Source organism: Pseudomonas sp. M20, assembly GCF_045037865.1.
In the GTDB taxonomy this organism is placed as follows: domain Bacteria; phylum Pseudomonadota; class Gammaproteobacteria; order Pseudomonadales; family Pseudomonadaceae; genus Aquipseudomonas.
Genome location: NZ_CP173611.1, coordinates 1,587,683 through 1,603,690, shown reverse-complemented (window position 1 = coordinate 1,603,690; position 16,008 = coordinate 1,587,683). Strand labels below are relative to the sequence as shown.

12 protein-coding genes are annotated in these 16,008 nt (G+C 60.9%); 8 read left to right on the top strand and 4 right to left on the bottom strand.

Going from position 1 to position 16,008, the window contains the following annotated elements; genetic code table 11:
* Positions 1-201: 201 nt before the first annotated feature.
* The 4 genes from ACI514_RS07295 to paoC all read left to right on the top strand — a co-directional run bounded on the left by ACI514_RS07295 (position 202) and on the right by paoC (position 6,088).
* Complete coding sequence (locus ACI514_RS07295; RefSeq protein ID WP_007950206.1) at positions 202-1,956, top strand: L-lactate permease; 1,755 nt, start codon at positions 202-204, stop codon at positions 1,954-1,956.
* A 360-nt stretch (positions 1,957-2,316) separates the two neighbouring features.
* Entirely contained in the window at positions 2,317-2,940 is a 624-nt protein-coding gene (gene paoA, locus ACI514_RS07290; protein WP_160058515.1) for an aldehyde dehydrogenase iron-sulfur subunit PaoA, read from the top strand.
* Positions 2,937-3,893, top strand: coding sequence for an FAD binding domain-containing protein (locus tag ACI514_RS07285; RefSeq protein ID WP_405123396.1), 957 nt, complete (start codon positions 2,937-2,939; stop codon positions 3,891-3,893). The genes paoA and ACI514_RS07285 overlap by 4 nt, the downstream gene beginning before the upstream one ends.
* Positions 3,890-6,088 (top strand): aldehyde oxidoreductase molybdenum-binding subunit PaoC, encoded by a 2,199-nt coding sequence (gene paoC / locus ACI514_RS07280; RefSeq protein ID WP_405123395.1) that lies wholly within the window; start codon positions 3,890-3,892, stop codon positions 6,086-6,088. The genes ACI514_RS07285 and paoC overlap by 4 nt, the downstream gene beginning before the upstream one ends.
* A gap of 345 nt (positions 6,089-6,433) precedes the next feature.
* On the opposite strand, the gene ACI514_RS07275 is transcribed toward paoC, so the two are convergent.
* Positions 6,434-6,910, bottom strand: a complete 477-nt coding sequence (locus tag ACI514_RS07275) for a cupin domain-containing protein (RefSeq protein WP_160058518.1) — start codon at positions 6,908-6,910, stop codon at positions 6,434-6,436.
* A gap of 97 nt (positions 6,911-7,007) precedes the next feature.
* On the opposite strand from ACI514_RS07275, the gene ACI514_RS07270 reads away from it, so the two are divergent.
* Positions 7,008-7,901, top strand: coding sequence for a LysR family transcriptional regulator (locus ACI514_RS07270; RefSeq protein ID WP_405123394.1), 894 nt, complete (start codon positions 7,008-7,010; stop codon positions 7,899-7,901).
* A gap of 19 nt (positions 7,902-7,920) precedes the next feature.
* Here ACI514_RS07270 and ACI514_RS07265 read toward each other — a convergent pair whose 3' ends face one another.
* Entirely contained in the window at positions 7,921-8,865 is a 945-nt protein-coding gene (locus ACI514_RS07265; protein ID WP_405123393.1) for an aldo/keto reductase, read from the bottom strand.
* 111 nt (positions 8,866-8,976) lie between these two features.
* Here ACI514_RS07265 and ACI514_RS07260 point away from each other — a divergent pair, with 111 nt between their 5' ends.
* Together ACI514_RS07260 and ACI514_RS07255 are read left to right on the top strand one after the other, a co-directional pair.
* Positions 8,977-9,747, top strand: coding sequence for an alpha/beta hydrolase (locus ACI514_RS07260; RefSeq protein ID WP_405123392.1), 771 nt, complete (start codon positions 8,977-8,979; stop codon positions 9,745-9,747).
* Between the two features lie 87 nt (positions 9,748-9,834).
* Entirely contained in the window at positions 9,835-10,701 is an 867-nt protein-coding gene (locus ACI514_RS07255; RefSeq protein WP_405123391.1) for a CAP domain-containing protein, read from the top strand.
* A 179-nt stretch (positions 10,702-10,880) separates the two neighbouring features.
* On the opposite strand, the gene ACI514_RS07250 is transcribed toward ACI514_RS07255, so the two are convergent.
* Positions 10,881-12,164, bottom strand: coding sequence for a Zn-dependent hydrolase (locus ACI514_RS07250; protein WP_160058521.1), 1,284 nt, complete (start codon positions 12,162-12,164; stop codon positions 10,881-10,883).
* Between the two features lie 135 nt (positions 12,165-12,299).
* Positions 12,300-13,784: an NCS1 family nucleobase:cation symporter-1 gene (locus ACI514_RS07245; RefSeq protein WP_405123390.1), complete on the bottom strand. Its 1,485-nt coding sequence runs from the start codon at positions 13,782-13,784 to the stop codon at positions 12,300-12,302.
* Between the two features lie 626 nt (positions 13,785-14,410).
* Here ACI514_RS07245 and hydA point away from each other — a divergent pair.
* Entirely contained in the window at positions 14,411-15,850 is a 1,440-nt protein-coding gene (gene hydA, locus ACI514_RS07240) for a dihydropyrimidinase (protein ID WP_122843432.1), read from the top strand.
* Positions 15,851-16,008 lie beyond the last annotated feature (158 nt).

Here is a 16,008-nt window from a genome sequence, read left to right as displayed (position 1 = left end):
CACGCTGCCCGCGCCTTCGGGACGCGGTGCGCGCAGCCGCAGATACGACCGGGCAAATCAGCGTTGATTCAGTGGCCACTAGCGACCGTTTGTCGCTCCGCCCGCGCTGCCCGAACGGCGGCGAAATGCCACCTATACTCCTTGCAACCTAGCCCCACGCAATGGATCTGCGCCCTCAATAACAACAAGCAGAGGTGGACCATGGTCTGGCAGCAAATTTACGACCCGTTCGGCAACCCGGTGATCTCCACGCTCATGGCCGCTGTACCGGTGGTGGTGATGCTCGCGGCGCTGGCGTTCTTTCACGTCAAGGCGCACTTGGCGGCGCTGCTTGCTCTGGCGTCCGCCCTGCTGATTTCGATTTTCGCCTTCGGCATGCCGGCGAGCATGGCTGGCTCAGCGGCGTTGTTTGGCGCGGCCAATGGCTTGTTGCCGATCGGCTGGATCGTCCTCAACATCATTTTTCTGCATCGTCTGACCACCGAGAACGGCTCGTTCAAAGTGCTGCAGGATTCCCTTGCGCGCATCACCGATGATCGCCGCTTGCAGTTGCTGCTGATCGCGTTCTGCTTCGGTGCGTTTTTCGAAGGCGCGGCCGGGTTCGGCACGCCGGTGGCGGTGACCGGGGCGATTCTGATCGGTCTCGGTTTTTCGCCGCTGGCCGCGTCCGGTCTGGCGCTGATCGCCAACACCGCGCCAGTCGCATTCGGCGCGCTAGGCACGCCGATCATCACGCTGGCCAAAGTCACCGGGCTGGATGAAATGGAACTGTCGATGATGGTCGGTCGGCAGTTGCCGTTTTTCTCGGTGCTGGTGCCGTTCTGGTTGATCTGGGCCTTCGCCGGTTGGCGCAAGATGCTCGAGATCTGGCCGGCGATTCTGGTAGCCGGCGTCAGCTTCGCGATCCCGCAATTTCTGGTATCGAACTACCACGGGCCAATGCTGGTGGACGTGATCGCCGCGCTGATTTCCATGGCCTGTCTGACGCTGTTCCTGAAGGTGTGGAAACCGGCGACCATTCACACCTCGGCAGCTCTTTCGGGGCGCGTAGACAACTCCAAGGTCGATGAAGAAAAAATCACTGCCAGCGCCGCGTTTAGTGACCAGGCGCGCCCGGCGGTGATGCGCGCGTGGATGCCGTGGATCATCCTCACCGTGTTCGTCTTCGCCTGGGGCACCCAGGGCTTCAAGAATATGTTCGACACCCGCCCGGCGATTGATCCCGTCACCCAGTCAGCCAAGCTTGATCCCGCAGGCAAACCGCTGCGCGAGGCCAACCCGATTTTCGCCCCGGCAGTGACCTTTACCACGCTGCACCTGCAAATCGAGAAAGTCCCGCCGGTGGTTGCCGCGCCGAAAGCGGAAGAAGCGGTGTACAAATTCACCTGGCTCACCGCCACCGGCAGCGGGATTTTGCTTGCAGCAATTGTCGGCGGTTTGCTGATGGGCTATTCGATTCCACAACTGATCAAGCAGTACCTGCGCACGCTGTGGGTGGTGCGGTTTTCGTTGATCACCATTGCGGCGATGCTGGCGCTGGGGTTTCTCACGCGCTACTCGGGACTCGACGCGACCATGGGTCTGGCCTTTGCGGCGACGGGGATTTTTTATCCGATGTTCGGCACGTTGCTTGGTTGGCTGGGTGTGGCGTTGACCGGTTCGGATACCGCGTCGAACGTGTTGTTTGGCGGCTTGCAGCGGGTCACCTCGGAACAGCTCGGGATCAGTCCGGTACTGATGGCGGCAGCGAACAGCTCTGGCGGGGTGATGGGCAAAATGGTCGATGCGCAATCGATCGTCGTCGCCTCCACCGCGACCCGCTGGTACGGGCATGAAGGCGAGATTCTGCGCTATGTGTTCTTCCACTCGATTGTGCTGGCGATTCTGGTCGGCGGGCTGGTGACGTTGCAGGCGTATGTGGCGCCGTTTACCTCGATGGTGGTTGGCGGGCATTAGTCCGGCCGGACACATATCCAATGTGGGAGCGAGCCTGCTCGCTCCCACAGGGTTCAGGTTGTTAGTGAAATGGTGGTTACAGCGCAGATCCTTGTAGGAGTGAGCCTGCTCGCGATAGCGGTGTGTCAGTCACCACATCGCTCACTGGTCTATCGCTATCGCGAGCAGGCTCACTCCTACAGGGGATTGTGTCGTACCGTCGATTAATGAGCCACGCACATAACTCTATAGCGAAAATCCGACAAAACCTTTTCCTCTTTCCGGCAGTCACTTCTGAACGAGACCGGCGATGACGCTGGCTGCCCGCTTGGGCCATCCACGACCCTGCTGCCCTGATGAAGAGAGAAAAGGAATCGAACCATGACGATTTCCCGACGCGGATTTCTGATCCTCGGCGCCGTGACCGCCACAGCCTTCGCGATGCCGCCGTTTATCAGCCTCAAGGCCTACGCGGCCAATCTGGAGCAACCGGCCATGAGCAAAGTGACAATCAACGTCAACGGCAAGCCGCGTGCGCTTGACGTCGACACCCGCACCACCCTGCTTGACGCCCTACGCGAGCACCTGCACCTGACCGGCAGCAAAAAAGGCTGCGACCACGGCCAGTGTGGCGCCTGCACGGTGATCGCTGATGGCCGACGCATCAACTCATGCCTGACCCTGGCGGTGATGCATGAAGGCAGCGAGATTACGACCATCGAAGGCCTCGGCATGCCGGACAATCTGCACCCGATGCAGGCCGCGTTCATCAAGCATGACGGCTATCAGTGCGGCTATTGCACACCGGGGCAGATCTGCTCGGCAGTGGCGGTGATCAAGGAAATCCGCGATGGCATCCCCAGCCACGTCAGTGAAAGCCTCACCGAGGCGCCGCAGTTGATCGCCAGCGAATTTCAGGAACGCATGAGCGGCAATATCTGCCGCTGCGGCGCTTACTCGAACATCATTGAAGCCATCACCGAAGTCGCGGAGGTGCCGGCATGAGACCGTTCAATTACAGCCGCGCCGACTCCCCCGCCGCTGCCGCTGCGCAAGCCGCACAGGTCGAAGGCGCACGCTTCATCGCTGGCGGCACCAACCTGCTGGACTTGATGAAACTCGACATCGAAACCCCAATGCACCTGATCGACGTCAATCACCTTGGCCTGGACCAGATCGAAGCCACGCCTGAAGGCGGCTTGCGCATCGGCGCGCTGGTGCGCAACACCAATCTGGCGGCCGACGCGCGCATCAGAAAAGACTACGCCCTGCTCTCCCGCGCTTTGCTCGCCGGGGCCTCCGGGCAGTTGCGCAACATGGCGAGCACCGCCGGCAACCTGCTGCAACGCACGCGCTGCCCGTACTTCTACGACACCAATCAGGCCTGCAACAAACGCCAACCCGGCAGCGGTTGTGCAGCGATTGCCGGGGTCAGTCGGCAACTGGGCATCATCGGCGTCAGCGACGCGTGCATCGCGACGCACCCGAGTGACATGGCAATTGCCATGCGTGCCCTCGATGCGCAGATTGAAACGGTGAAACCCGACGGCACGACCCGCAGCATTGCGATGGCCGACTTTCATCAGTTGCCCGGCACCACGCCGAACATTGAAACCAGCCTCACGCCTGGCGAGTTCATCACCTCGGTGACATTGCCCGCACCGCTCGGCGGAACTCACGTTTATCACAAAGTGCGTGATCGCTCCTCCTATGCGTTTGCGCTGGTATCGGTCGGTCTGATCCTGCAAAAGGACGGCAGCGGACGCATCGCCGTCGGCGGTATCGCGCCGAAACCATGGCGGGTTGAAGCCGCAGAAGCATTGCTGCCGCAAGGCGCCAAAGCCGTCAGCGCACGTCTGCTCGACGGTGCCACGCCGACCCACGACAACCAATTCAAACTGACCCTGGTCGAGCGCACGCTCGGTTCGGTGTTGGCGCAAGCGAGGGATGAAGCATGAAATTCGACACGCCCGCCACCACCAACCCGATCGACCAGTTGAAGGTCATCGGCCAGCCCACCGACCGCATCGAAGGCCCGTTGAAAACCAGCGGGCAGGCACCCTACGCCTACGAGCAACATGAGGCGGTGGCAAATCAGGCTTACGGTGTCATGGTCGGCTCGGCCATCGCCAAGGGCCGCATCAACAACATTGATCTTGAACAGGCGAAAGCCGCGCCCGGCGTGCTCGCCATTGTTACCGCTGCCAACGCCGGCAAGCTCGGCAAGGGCAAATACAACGCTGCGCATTTATTGGCCGGGCCGGAGATTCAGCACTATCACCAGGCGGTTGCGCTGGTGGTTGCCGAGACGTTCGAGCAAGCCCGGGCGGCTGCGCAAATGGTCAAAGTCGACTACGTCGCGGCCAAGGGCGAATTCGAGCTGGCCAGCGTGCGCGACAAAGGCGTCGAGCCGAAAGACGAATTGCCCGACGTCAGCCACGGTGATTTCGCCAAAGCGTTCGCCGCCGCGCCAGTGCAGTTCGACCAGACCTACACCACGCCGGATCAGTCCCACGCGATGATGGAACCGCACGCCACGCTGGCGGCGTGGAAAGGCGATCAACTGACCTTGTGGACCTCGAATCAGATGATCGCGTGGAGCGTCGGCGACATCGCCACCACCCTCGGTCTGCCCAAGGAAAAAGTCCGGCTGATGTCGCCGTACATTGGCGGTGGTTTCGGCGGCAAACTATTCGTGCGCGCCGATGCGATCCTCGCCGCCCTCGGTGCGCGCATGGCTGGCAGGCCGGTGAAGGTCGCCCTCGCCCGCCCGCAGATCGCCAACAACACCACTCACCGTCCGGCGACGATTCAGCGCATTCGCATGGGCGCGACAGCGGAGGGCAAACTCACCGCGATCGCCCACGAAGGCTGGTCGGGCAATCTGGCGGAAGGCAAAGTCGAAGTCGCGGCGCAACCAAGCCAGTTGCTGTACGCGGCTGAAAACCGCTTGGTCAGCATGCGCCTCGCGCCGCTGGATCTGCCCGAAGGCAACGCCATGCGCGCACCCGGTGAAACCCCGGGGCTGATGGTCCTGGAAATTGCCATGGACGAAATGGCCGAGCAGCTCAAGCTTGATCCGGTGCAGTTCCGCATTCTCAACGACACTCAGGTCGATCCGGTGAAAACCGAGCGACCGTTCTCGCAGCGGCGCCTGATCGAGTGCCTTCGGACCGGCGCCGACAAGTTCGGCTGGAGCCAGCGCAATGCGCAGCCGGGTACACGTCGCGAAGGTCGCTGGCTGATTGGCATGGGGGTCGCGGCGGCGATCCGCAACAACCTGCTGGTCAAGTCCGGTGCGCAGGTGCGGTTGGAGCGCGACGGCAAGATCACGGTGGAAACCGACATGACGGATATTGGCACCGGCAGTTACACGATAATCGCGCAGACGGCAGCCGAGATGATGGGCGTCGGGCTGAAGGATGTCAGCGTACATCTGGGCGATTCGAGCTTTCCGGTGTCGGCAGGCTCCGGTGGGCAATTCGGCGCCAACTGCTCGACCGCCGGGGTATACGCCGCGTGCATGAAACTGCGTGAGGCGGTGGCTGGCAAACTGGGCATGGCGGCGGATCAGGCGGAGTTTGTCGACGGTCAGGTGCGGCTCGGCGACAAGAGCCTGCCGATGCGCAACGCTGCGCAGGACGGCGTTGTGGTGGCTGAGGACAGCATCGAATTTGCCGACCTGGCCGAGCAGTATCAGCAGTCGACCTTTGGTGCGCATTTCGTTGAGGTTGCGGTGGATGCGGCGACCGGTGAAGTGCGGGTGCGCCGCATGTTGGCGGTGTGCGCGGCCGGGCGGATTCTCAACCCGAAAGCGGCGCGCAGTCAGGTGATCGGCGCGATGACCATGGGCGTCGGTGCGGCGTTGATGGAAGAGTTGGCGGTGGACAAGACGCTAGGGTTTTTCGTCAATCATGATCTGGCCGGGTATGAGGTGCCGGTGCATGCCGACATACCGCATCAGGAGGTGATTTTCCTTGATGAGACCGATCCGGTGTCTTCGCCGATGAAGGCCAAGGGTGTTGGTGAACTGGGGATTTGCGGGGTTAGTGCGGCGGTGGCGAATGCGATTTACAACGCTACGGGGGCTAGGGTGCGGGAGTATCCGGTTACGCTGGACAAGATTTTGTCGTCGTTGCCGGAGATGATGTGATGACCCGTTAAAAGCCCCTCACCCTAGCCCTCTCCCAGAGGGAGAGGGAACCGATTGGGGGATATTCGGGAGCTGCACCGACTTGAACGTATTGCTGTGAATCCATAATCGATAGAGCACTTTCAGGTCGATGGATAACGCCAGACACCTCGGTCGGCTCCCTCTCCCTCTGGGAGAGGACTGGGGTGAGGGAAACTGGAGAATTTCACCGACTTGAACGTCCTGCTGTGAATCCATAATCGACACAGCCATTTCAGGTCGATGTATGACGCAAGACACTGCGGTCGGCCCCCTTTCCCTACGGGCGGTCCGACGTTTCGGGAGGGCTGGGGTGAGGGAAGCGCTTCACTCGGATCGCGGATATTGCTCGGCACTCACCTGCTCCATCCACTCCACCACCTTGCCATCGAGCACTTCAGCAATAGCGATATGCGTCATCGCCGTGGTCGACGCCGCCCCATGCCAATGCTTGGCCCCCGGCGAAATCCACACCGTATCCCCAGGACGAATCTCACGCACCGGCTGCCCCCACTCCTGCACAAAACCGGAACCGGCCGTGACGATCAAGGTCTGTCCCAACGGATGCGTATGCCACGCGGTACGCGCGCCCGGCTCAAACGTCACCGTCGCACCACTGACCCGCGCCTCGTCTGTGCCTTTGAACGGCGCATCGACGCGGACCGTGCCCGTGAACCAGTCCGCCGGGCCTTTGGCCGAAGGTTGCGAGCCATTGGGCGTGACCGTCACACGTGGGTTTTCATTGGCCTGTACCTCACCCGCCAACAAAGAAAGGGTCAACGCAGAAGCGGCAATCGGGTTCATGGCAATTCCTCCAGATAATCAATGCCACTACTTTACCCAGCCGCACTATTCCGATAATCGACTAGAATTCGAAAAAACTTATGCAGGACACTCATCAATGCTTCGGGAAAACGCCACCGACCTGCTCGCCTTCCTCGCCGTCGCCCGCGAGCGCAGCTTCACCAAAGCCGCGGCCAAACTCGGCGTTTCGCAATCGGCACTGAGCCATACCATCCGCGCCCTCGAAGCGCGGTTGGGCTTGCGCCTGCTGACTCGCACTACCCGCAGCGTTTCGCCGACCGAGGCCGGCGAACACCTGCTGCAAACCATCGGCCCACGCTTCGAAGAGATCGAACTGGAACTCGCGGCGCTGAGCAACCTGCGCGACACCCCGGCGGGCAAGATCCGCCTCAACGCCACCGACCATTCGCTGGACTGGCTGCTGCGCCCGGTGCTCAAGGAGTTTCTGCCCAAGTATCCGGACATCAGCGTCGAAGTCAGCTGCGACTATGGTTTCGTCGACATCGCCGGGCAAGGTTTCGACGCCGGCGTGCGCCTGGGCGAAGACGTCGCGCAAGGCATGATCGCCACCCGCATCGGCCCCGACATGCGCATGGCGGTGGTCGGCTCACCTGCCTATTTCGCCAAACGAACCGCGCCGCAAACGCCACGGGATCTGACCGATCACGCCTGCAACAACCTGCGCCTGCCGACCAACGGCGGGTTGTACAGCTGGGAATTCGAGAAGGATGGCGAAAGCCTGAAAGTGCGGGTCTCCGGGCAGATCACCCTGAACGGCGTCTACCCGCTGCTCGATGCTGCGCTGGACGGTTTCGGCCTGAGTTACATCCCGGAAAACATCGTTGCACCCTATCTGGCCGACGGCCGTTTGCGACAAGTGCTGGAAGACTGGTGCCCGACGTTTGCCGGGTATCACCTGTATTACCCGAGCCGACGTCAGGCTGCGCCGGCGTTTGCGTTGTTGCTGGAGGCGTTGCGCTATCGCGGTTGAGCGCCGTCCACGAGATCGATTAACCCAGCAACGCAATCAACTGATGCCGCTGCGCATCGGTGAGCATCGGCCCGAACCCGGCCTTGGCGTTGTCGGCCACGTAACGTGGATTGCCTGTGCCCGGGATCACGCAAGTCACCGCCGAATGCGAGAGCAGAAACTTCAATGCCAGTTGCGGCCAGCTGTTGACCTGCACATCCGACACCCAGCCCGGCAACGGTTTGCCTTTGAGACGCGCGAGCAGACCGCCGCCGCCAAAAGGTCGATTACAGATCACTGCCACGCCACGTTCGCGGCACAAAGGCAAAATACGTTTCTCCACCCCTCGATCATCGAGGGCGTAATTGATTTGCAGAAAATCCAGTTGTTCGGCCTTCAGCACCGCTTCGACTTCCTCGTAGGCCGAGGGCGTGTAATGGGTGATACCGATGTAACGGATGCGCCCTTGGGCTTTCCATTCACGCAGGGTTGGCAGGTGGGTTTGCCAGTCGAGCAGGTTGTGGATCTGCATCAGATCGATGCGTTCGGTGCGCAGCAGGCTGAACGATTGCTCCATCTGCGCAATGCCCTCCTCGCGTCCGCGCGTCCACACTTTGGTCGCCAGAAACGCCGGCGAACGCGGTTCGTGGATCGACAGCAGTTCGCCGGTGGTCTGTTCGGCACGGCCATACATCGGTGAACTGTCGACCAGCGTGCCGCCCTTGGTGAACAGCTCATCGAGCACCGCCGGTAGTTGCCGATAGGCCGGATCACCGGGGGCGACATCGAAACCGCGATAGGTGCCCAAGCCCACGATGGGTAGCAATTCGGAGCTGGACGGGATGGCGCGGGTCTGCATGGCGTGGCCTCCGGTGGTCGCGGGCATTGTCGCGGTGGCTAACGCCCGATCAAAGGTGAAGACCGCCGAAACCCCGGCAGCCAGCGTGAGCAATCGGCGACGGGAGTAACCCTCAGTGTGGCTCATGCTGGTTCCCCTGCTGCGTGGATCTGTTGCCGGTTATGTGCATGAGCGGCCGATTGCAGGGCTGGACTACACTGCGACAGCGATCCTTCACACACCGTTAAAAGTAGCCGAATGTCCCGAACCCTGATGTCACTCGTCGCATTGATCGTTGCCGTGTACCTGGTGCTGTGCGCGGCGCTGTTCTTTTTTCAGCGCTCGCTGATCTATTTTCCGCAGCCCAATGCCGTCACCAGCGCCGATTCACAACTGACCCTGTCGATGCCGGATGCGCAGGTTTCAGTGATCACCCGCGAGAGGGTCGGGCCACGGGCGCTGATCTATTTCGGCGGCAATGCCGAGGATGTGTCACGCAATCTGCCGGAGTTTGCCGAGGCGTTTCCCGAATACGCGGTGTATCTGCTCAACTATCGCGGCTTTGGTGGCAGCAGTGGTTCACCGTCCGAAGCGGCGATTGCCGAGGATGCCCTGGCGCTGTTCGATCAGGTGTACGCCAGCCACCCGCAGGTTTCGCTCATTGGCCGCAGCCTGGGATCGGGCGTCGCCGTGCGTCTGGCCAGCCAACGGCCGGTGCAACAGCTGATTCTGGTGACGCCTTACAACAGCCTCGAAGAAATCGCGACACGGCAATACCCGTGGGTGCCGGTGCAGTGGTTGCTCAAGGATCGCTTTGAATCGGGCAAGTACGCCGCGCATATCCGCGTGCCGACGTTGCTGCTGGCGGCCAGTGACGATGAGGTGATCCCGCGCGCCAGCACGCAGCGTTTGCTGGAGAACTTCCCGCAAGGCGTGGCGGTGCTCAGGGTGGTGCCGGATTCGGGGCATAACTCGATCTCGGATCGTGCGCAGTATTTGCAGTGGATGGAGGATGTGTTGAATCGCTGAACCAAGTCCCGATTCTCCAGTCCTATCCGCGCCGCGTTCTGCGGTTCACGCAACTTTGCGCTGTCCTCCTTCAGAGCTGCCCGTCTCATGCGCCACGCCGTTCGCTCGTCTCGCTTGGTTTCGCTGTGCCTGCTGATCCTTTCGCCGCTGTTCGCTGCAACCGCCCATGCCGGTGCGGAGCGGCAACTGGTGGCCGCCATCAACGACTATCGCGCCCATCCACAACGTTGCGACCGACGTCCGGCGCAACGCCTGGCGCCGCTGGCGCTGAAGTCGAACCTGGCTTTGCCGATCGGCTATCGCTACGCCGGGGGCATGCGTGAAGCGTTGAAGTCGTCCGGCTATTCCGCCATCGCGGTGCGCAGTATTCGTGTGGTCGGGGCCGAGGACGCCGAAGAGGCTTTCGACCTGCTGCAAGACGAGCACTGCGCCGCGCTGCTGGATGCGAGCTACGCCGACATCGGTGTCAGTCGTTCGCGCAATGAGTGGCAAGTGGTGTTGGCGCAACCGGTGCTCGACAGCCGCGTTGGCGATAACCGCAGCGTCGGCAAGGCCTTGCTCGCTGAGGTCAACGCCGCGCGTGCCCGGCCACGGATGTGCGGACGCCAACGCTTCGCCGCCGCCCGGCCACTGAGCTGGAACGCCGCGCTAGGCGCCGCCGCACAGGGACACAGCAAAGCCATGGCTTACGGCAACTATTTCGCCCACCGCGATCCGGACGGCGACCTGCCCGCCGATCGCGCCCGTGCAGCCGGCTATCGCGGTCGACAGATCGGCGAAAACATTGCCGCCGGGCAGAGTTCGCCGGGCAAGGCCATGGCCGGATGGCTGGCCAGCCCCGGGCACTGCGCCAATCTGATGAACCCGATGTTCACCCAGGTCGGCGCCGGGTTTGCCAGTGAGGCGCGCAGTGATGAAGGGGTTTACTGGACGATGGTGTTTGGTGCGCAGTGATTAGTCGCACAAGCCCCGGTTTCAACCATTCCTTGCGCAACATTGACGATACAAGGGCTATCGCGGCCAACCACATGTTCATGACGTTGTGGTGACAGCAAAAAGATCGCAGCCTCCGGCAGCTCAGAGGATTTATGGTTTCCCTGTAGGAGTTGCCGAAGGCTGCGATCTTTTGACCTTCAAGCCGCGCGCTGTCCTCCCGCGACCATCGCCGAAGCCGCCAGCATCGCCCGCAACAACACCGCACACCCCGCCGCCAGATCATCCGGCGCGGCGTTCTCGATTTCGTTGTGGCTGATGCCGCCTTCGCACGGCACGAAAATCATTCCGGCCGGGCCGAGTTCGGCGAGAAAAATCGCGTCATGGCCGGCGCCGCTGACGATGTCCATATTCGACAAGCCAAGCCCTTTTGCTGCGCTGCGCACCGCTTCCACACAGCCTTTTTCGAAGTACAGCGGCGGGAAGTCCGCGGTCGGGGTCAGTTCGTAAGTCAGACCGTGTTCTTCGCAAGTGGCGTCGATGACGTGCTTCACTTCGGCAATCATCGAGTCGAGGCGCGCCGGTTCCAGGTGACGGAAATCGAGAGTCATGCGCACTTCGCCGGGAATGACGTTGCGCGAACCGGGATAGGCCTGCAGACAACCGACGGTGCCGCAGGCGTGGGGTTGATGACCGAGGGCGGCGCGGTTGACGGCGCCGACGATCACCGAGGCGCCGACCAGTGCATCTTTGCGCAGGTGCATCGGCGTCGGGCCGGCATGGGCTTCGACGCCGCGCAGCTTGAGGTCAAACCACTTCTGCCCCAGCGCACCGAGCACCACGCCGATGGTTTTCTGTTCGTCTTCGAGGATCGGGCCTTGTTCGATGTGCGCCTCGAAATAGGCACCGACCTTGTGCCCGCTGACTTTACGCGGACCGGCGTAGCCGATGGCATTCAGCGCTTCGCCAACGGTGACGCCATCGGCATCGACTTTGGCGAGGGTTTCTTCGAGGGTGAATTTCTCGGCGAACACGCCCGAGCCCATCATGCACGGGGCGAAGCGCGAGCCTTCTTCGTTGGTCCAGACCACCACTTCCAGCGGCGCTTCGGTTTCCACACCGAGGTCGTTGAGCGTGCGCAGCACTTCGACACCGGCCAGTACGCCGAAGCAACCATCGAATTTTCCACCGGTGGGTTGGGTGTCGATGTGGCTGCCGGTCATTACCGGTGGCAGGCTGGGATTGCGCCCGGGGCGGCGGGCGAAGATGTTGCCGACGGCATCGACCGTGACGCTGCATCCGGCGTCCTTGCACCATTGCACGAACAGGTCGCGGGCCTGGCGGTCGAGGTCAGTGAGGGCGAGGCGACAGACCCCGCCCTTGACCGTGGCGCCGAGTTTGGCCAGTTCCATGAGCGACGCCCACAAGCGATCGCGGTTGATGTGCTGATGGGTTGATTGCAGAACGTCTGCGGCTGCGTTCATGGGGATCTCCTCAGGCTGCTTTTCTTATGGATATTGCTCTGGTGTCTGGTAGATCGCATTCGCGAGCAGGCTCGCTCCCACAGGGAAAATGCATTCCAAATGTGGGAGCGAGCCCGCTCGCGAAGAGGCCATCCGCTACACCGCCGACTTAACTGCAGAAGGCTGCGCACGCATCACGCACAACCCGTAATAAATAATCCCGCCCAGCGCCGAGCCGGTGAACCAGCCATAGCTGTAAAACCAGATGAATGCATCGCTGCCCAGCGACAGCAAGGTCAGCACCACCGGTACCCCGAACGCGAGAAACCCGGCCCAGTTCCACGCCGGATAAACGTCGTCGCGGTACAACCCGGCGAGGTCCAGTTGCTGTTTCTTGATCAGGAAATAGTCCACCACCATGATCCCGGCAATCGGCCCGAGCAGGCTCGAATAGCCCAGTAACCAGTTGGAATACACGGTTTCCAGACTGACATCGGAGACAATCAAACCGAGTTTTTTCAGCAGCTCATGGCCCATCAATACCAGCCCGACAAACCCGGTCAGCAACACCGCTTTGGTGCGGTTGATGACCTTGGGCGCGATGTTCTGGAAATCATTGGTCGGCGAAACAATGTTGGCGGCGGTGTTAGTCGACAGCGTGGCGATGATGATCAACGCCATGGCCACCGCGACCCACACCGGGCTCTGGATATGCCCGATCAGAGTGACCGGATCGGAGACGGTCACACCGACGAGTTTCACCGAAGCGGCGGTCATGATCACGCCGAGCGAAGCGAACAGAAACATCGTCAGCGGCAGGCCGAAAATCTGCCCCAGAATCTGATCTTTCTGGCTTTTGGCGTAGCGGCTGAAGTCGGGAATGTTCAGCGACAACGTCGCCCAGAAACCGACCATTGCGGTCAGCCCGGCGGCGAAGTAACTGACCACACTGGCGCCTTCCGGACGTTTCGCTGGAATCGCCAGCAGTTCGGTCATCGACACATTGGGCATCGCCCACACCAGCAGGCCGATGCCGACCGCTACCAGCAACGGCGCCGACAAGGTTTCCAGCCACTTGATCGACTCGGCGCCGCGAATCACCACCCACAGGTTCAGCGCCCAGAACACCATGAAACCGATCACCTCCCCCGTGCCGCCGAGGGATTTCCAGCCCTCGAACACCGAGCCGAGAAACAGGTGAATGGCCAACCCGCCAAACATCGTTTGAATACCGAACCAGCCACACGCCACCAGCGCGCGAATCAGACACGGCACGTTGGAACCGAGAATGCCGAATGATGAACGCAGCAACACCGGAAACGGGATGCCGTACTTGGTGCCGGGAAAGGCGTTGAGCGTGAGCGGAATCAGCACGATGACGTTGGCGAACAGAATCGCCAGCAACGCTTCGCCGACGGTCAGGCCAAAGTAGGCGGTGAGCACGCCGCCGAGGGTGTAGGTCGGCACGCAGATCGACATGCCGACCCACAGCGCGGTGATGTGCCATTTGTTCCAGGTTCGTTCGCGCACCTTGGTCGGTGCCATGTCGTGGTTGTAACGGGGACTGTCGAGGACGTCACTGCCGGCTTCGAGTTCGAACAAGCCGTCGCGCTCGGTCACTTGCGATCTGTTCTGTTGCATGGCCGCTCCACTGTTCTTCTGATTATTTTTTTGCTCATCAGGCGGCTGACACACGAGGGTGCGAGCCGGACGATGGCCGGAGGAACTGACAACTTTCGTGCACCGGCCATGGTGTCAGCGGCGGCATCAATAAACGTGCCGGGTGAACCGCTTGGCGCTAGGGCCGTGCTTCAAACGCTTTGCAACTTTCTGATATTCATCAGTTTTAATTATTCACCGGATGAGTTCGCGGAAACTTGTCTGGGTGCTCAGGCTAAACACTTGCCAAGTTGTCCGAACAGACAGGACTCAATCTGGTGCACTGCATTTATTTTCATCGTGAGCGAGCAACCGCAGCTCAACTTCAAGCGGCTGATTTCACATAGGAAATCTTGCTCATATTTCCATCCTGTCAAGTGCGTCAAAATGGTGAGCAGCCTCACCATTTTGGTGATTTTCTGTTTTTATCGTTATTTTTCAAACAGTTAAAAAGGTCATAAGCTTATAAAAAATAATCTTGCTCTATTGCAAATCTGCGACTAGTTTCTATTCCTGACAGAGTTGACAGGAATACACCCTGCAACGCTGTACATCAATAAAACATCTAGAACCGACACAAGTCGGTCAATGCCTGCGAGGAACTCGGAATGTCTCTGTTGATCCGTGGCGCCACCGTTGTTACCCATGATGAAAGTTATCGCGCCGACGTCTATTGCGCCGACGGTGTGATCAAAGCCATTGGTGAAAACCTTGATATTCCCGCCGGCGCCGAAGTGCTCGACGGCAGCGGCCAATACCTGATGCCCGGCGGCATCGATCCGCACACGCACATGCAACTACCGTTCATGGGCACCGTGGCCAGTGAGGATTTCTACAGTGGTACGGCGGCCGGTCTGGCCGGCGGCACCACGTCGATCATCGATTTCGTGATTCCCAATCCGCAGCAGTCGTTGATGGAAGCCTTTCATCAGTGGCGCGGCTGGGCGGAAAAGTCGGCTTCCGACTATGGCTTCCACGTCGCCATCACCTGGTGGAGTGAGCAGGTGCGCGAGGAAATGGCCGAGCTGGTCAGCCATCACGGCATCAACAGCTTCAAGCATTTCATGGCCTACAAGAACGCGATCATGGCGGCTGACGACACGCTGGTGGCGAGCTTCGAGCGTTGCCTGGAACTCGGCGCGGTGCCGACCGTGCACGCAGAAAACGGCGAGTTGGTCTATCACCTGCAACGCAAGTTGATGGCGCAAGGCATCACCGGGCCGGAGGCGCATCCGCTGTCGCGTCCGTCGCAGGTTGAAGGTGAAGCGGCGAGCCGGGCGATTCGGATCGCCGAAACCATTGGCACACCGTTGTATCTGGTGCACGTTTCGACCAAAGAAGCCCTCGACGAAATCACCTATGCGCGCAGCAAGGGCCAACCGGTGTACGGCGAAGTGCTCGCCGGGCATTTGCTGCTCGACGACAGCGTCTATCAACACCCGGACTGGCAGACCGCTGCCGGTTATGTGATGAGCCCGCCGTTCCGTCCGCGCGGTCATCAGGAAGCGCTGTGGCACGGATTGCAAAACGGCAATCTACACACCACCGCGACTGACCACTGCTGCTTCTGCGCCGAGCAGAAAGCCGCCGGGCGCGATGACTTCAGCAAGATTCCCAACGGCACCGCCGGTATCGAAGATCGCATGGCGGTGTTGTGGGACGAAGGTGTCAATAGTGGTCGTTTGTCGATGCAGGATTTCGTCGCCCTCACCTCCACCAACACCGCGAAGATTTTCAATCTCTATCCGCGCAAAGGCGCGATTCGCGTTGGCGCCGATGCCGATCTGGTGCTGTGGGATCCGCAAGGCACCCGGACCATTTCCGCCAAGACCCACCATCAGCAGGTGGACTTCAACATCTTCGAAGGCAAGACCGTACGCGGCGTGCCGAGCCATACCGTCAGCCAGGGCCGGGTGGTCTGGGCTGATGGCGACCTGCGCGCCGAGCGCGGTGCCGGGCGGTATATCGAACGGCCGGCGTATCCGGCGGTGTTTGATTTGCTGAGCAAGCGGGCTGAGCAACATAAGCCAGTTGCTGTGAAACGCTGAAATCCAGGCCTTCGGCCTCATCGCGAGCAGGCTCACTCCTACATTTGGAATGCGTACACCTGTAGGAGTGAGCCTGCTCGCGATGGCGTCAGTTCAAACAACACAAAAACCACTGCCCGATAGAGGCAGAGAACCTCAATAACCGTGAGGCACAAAAC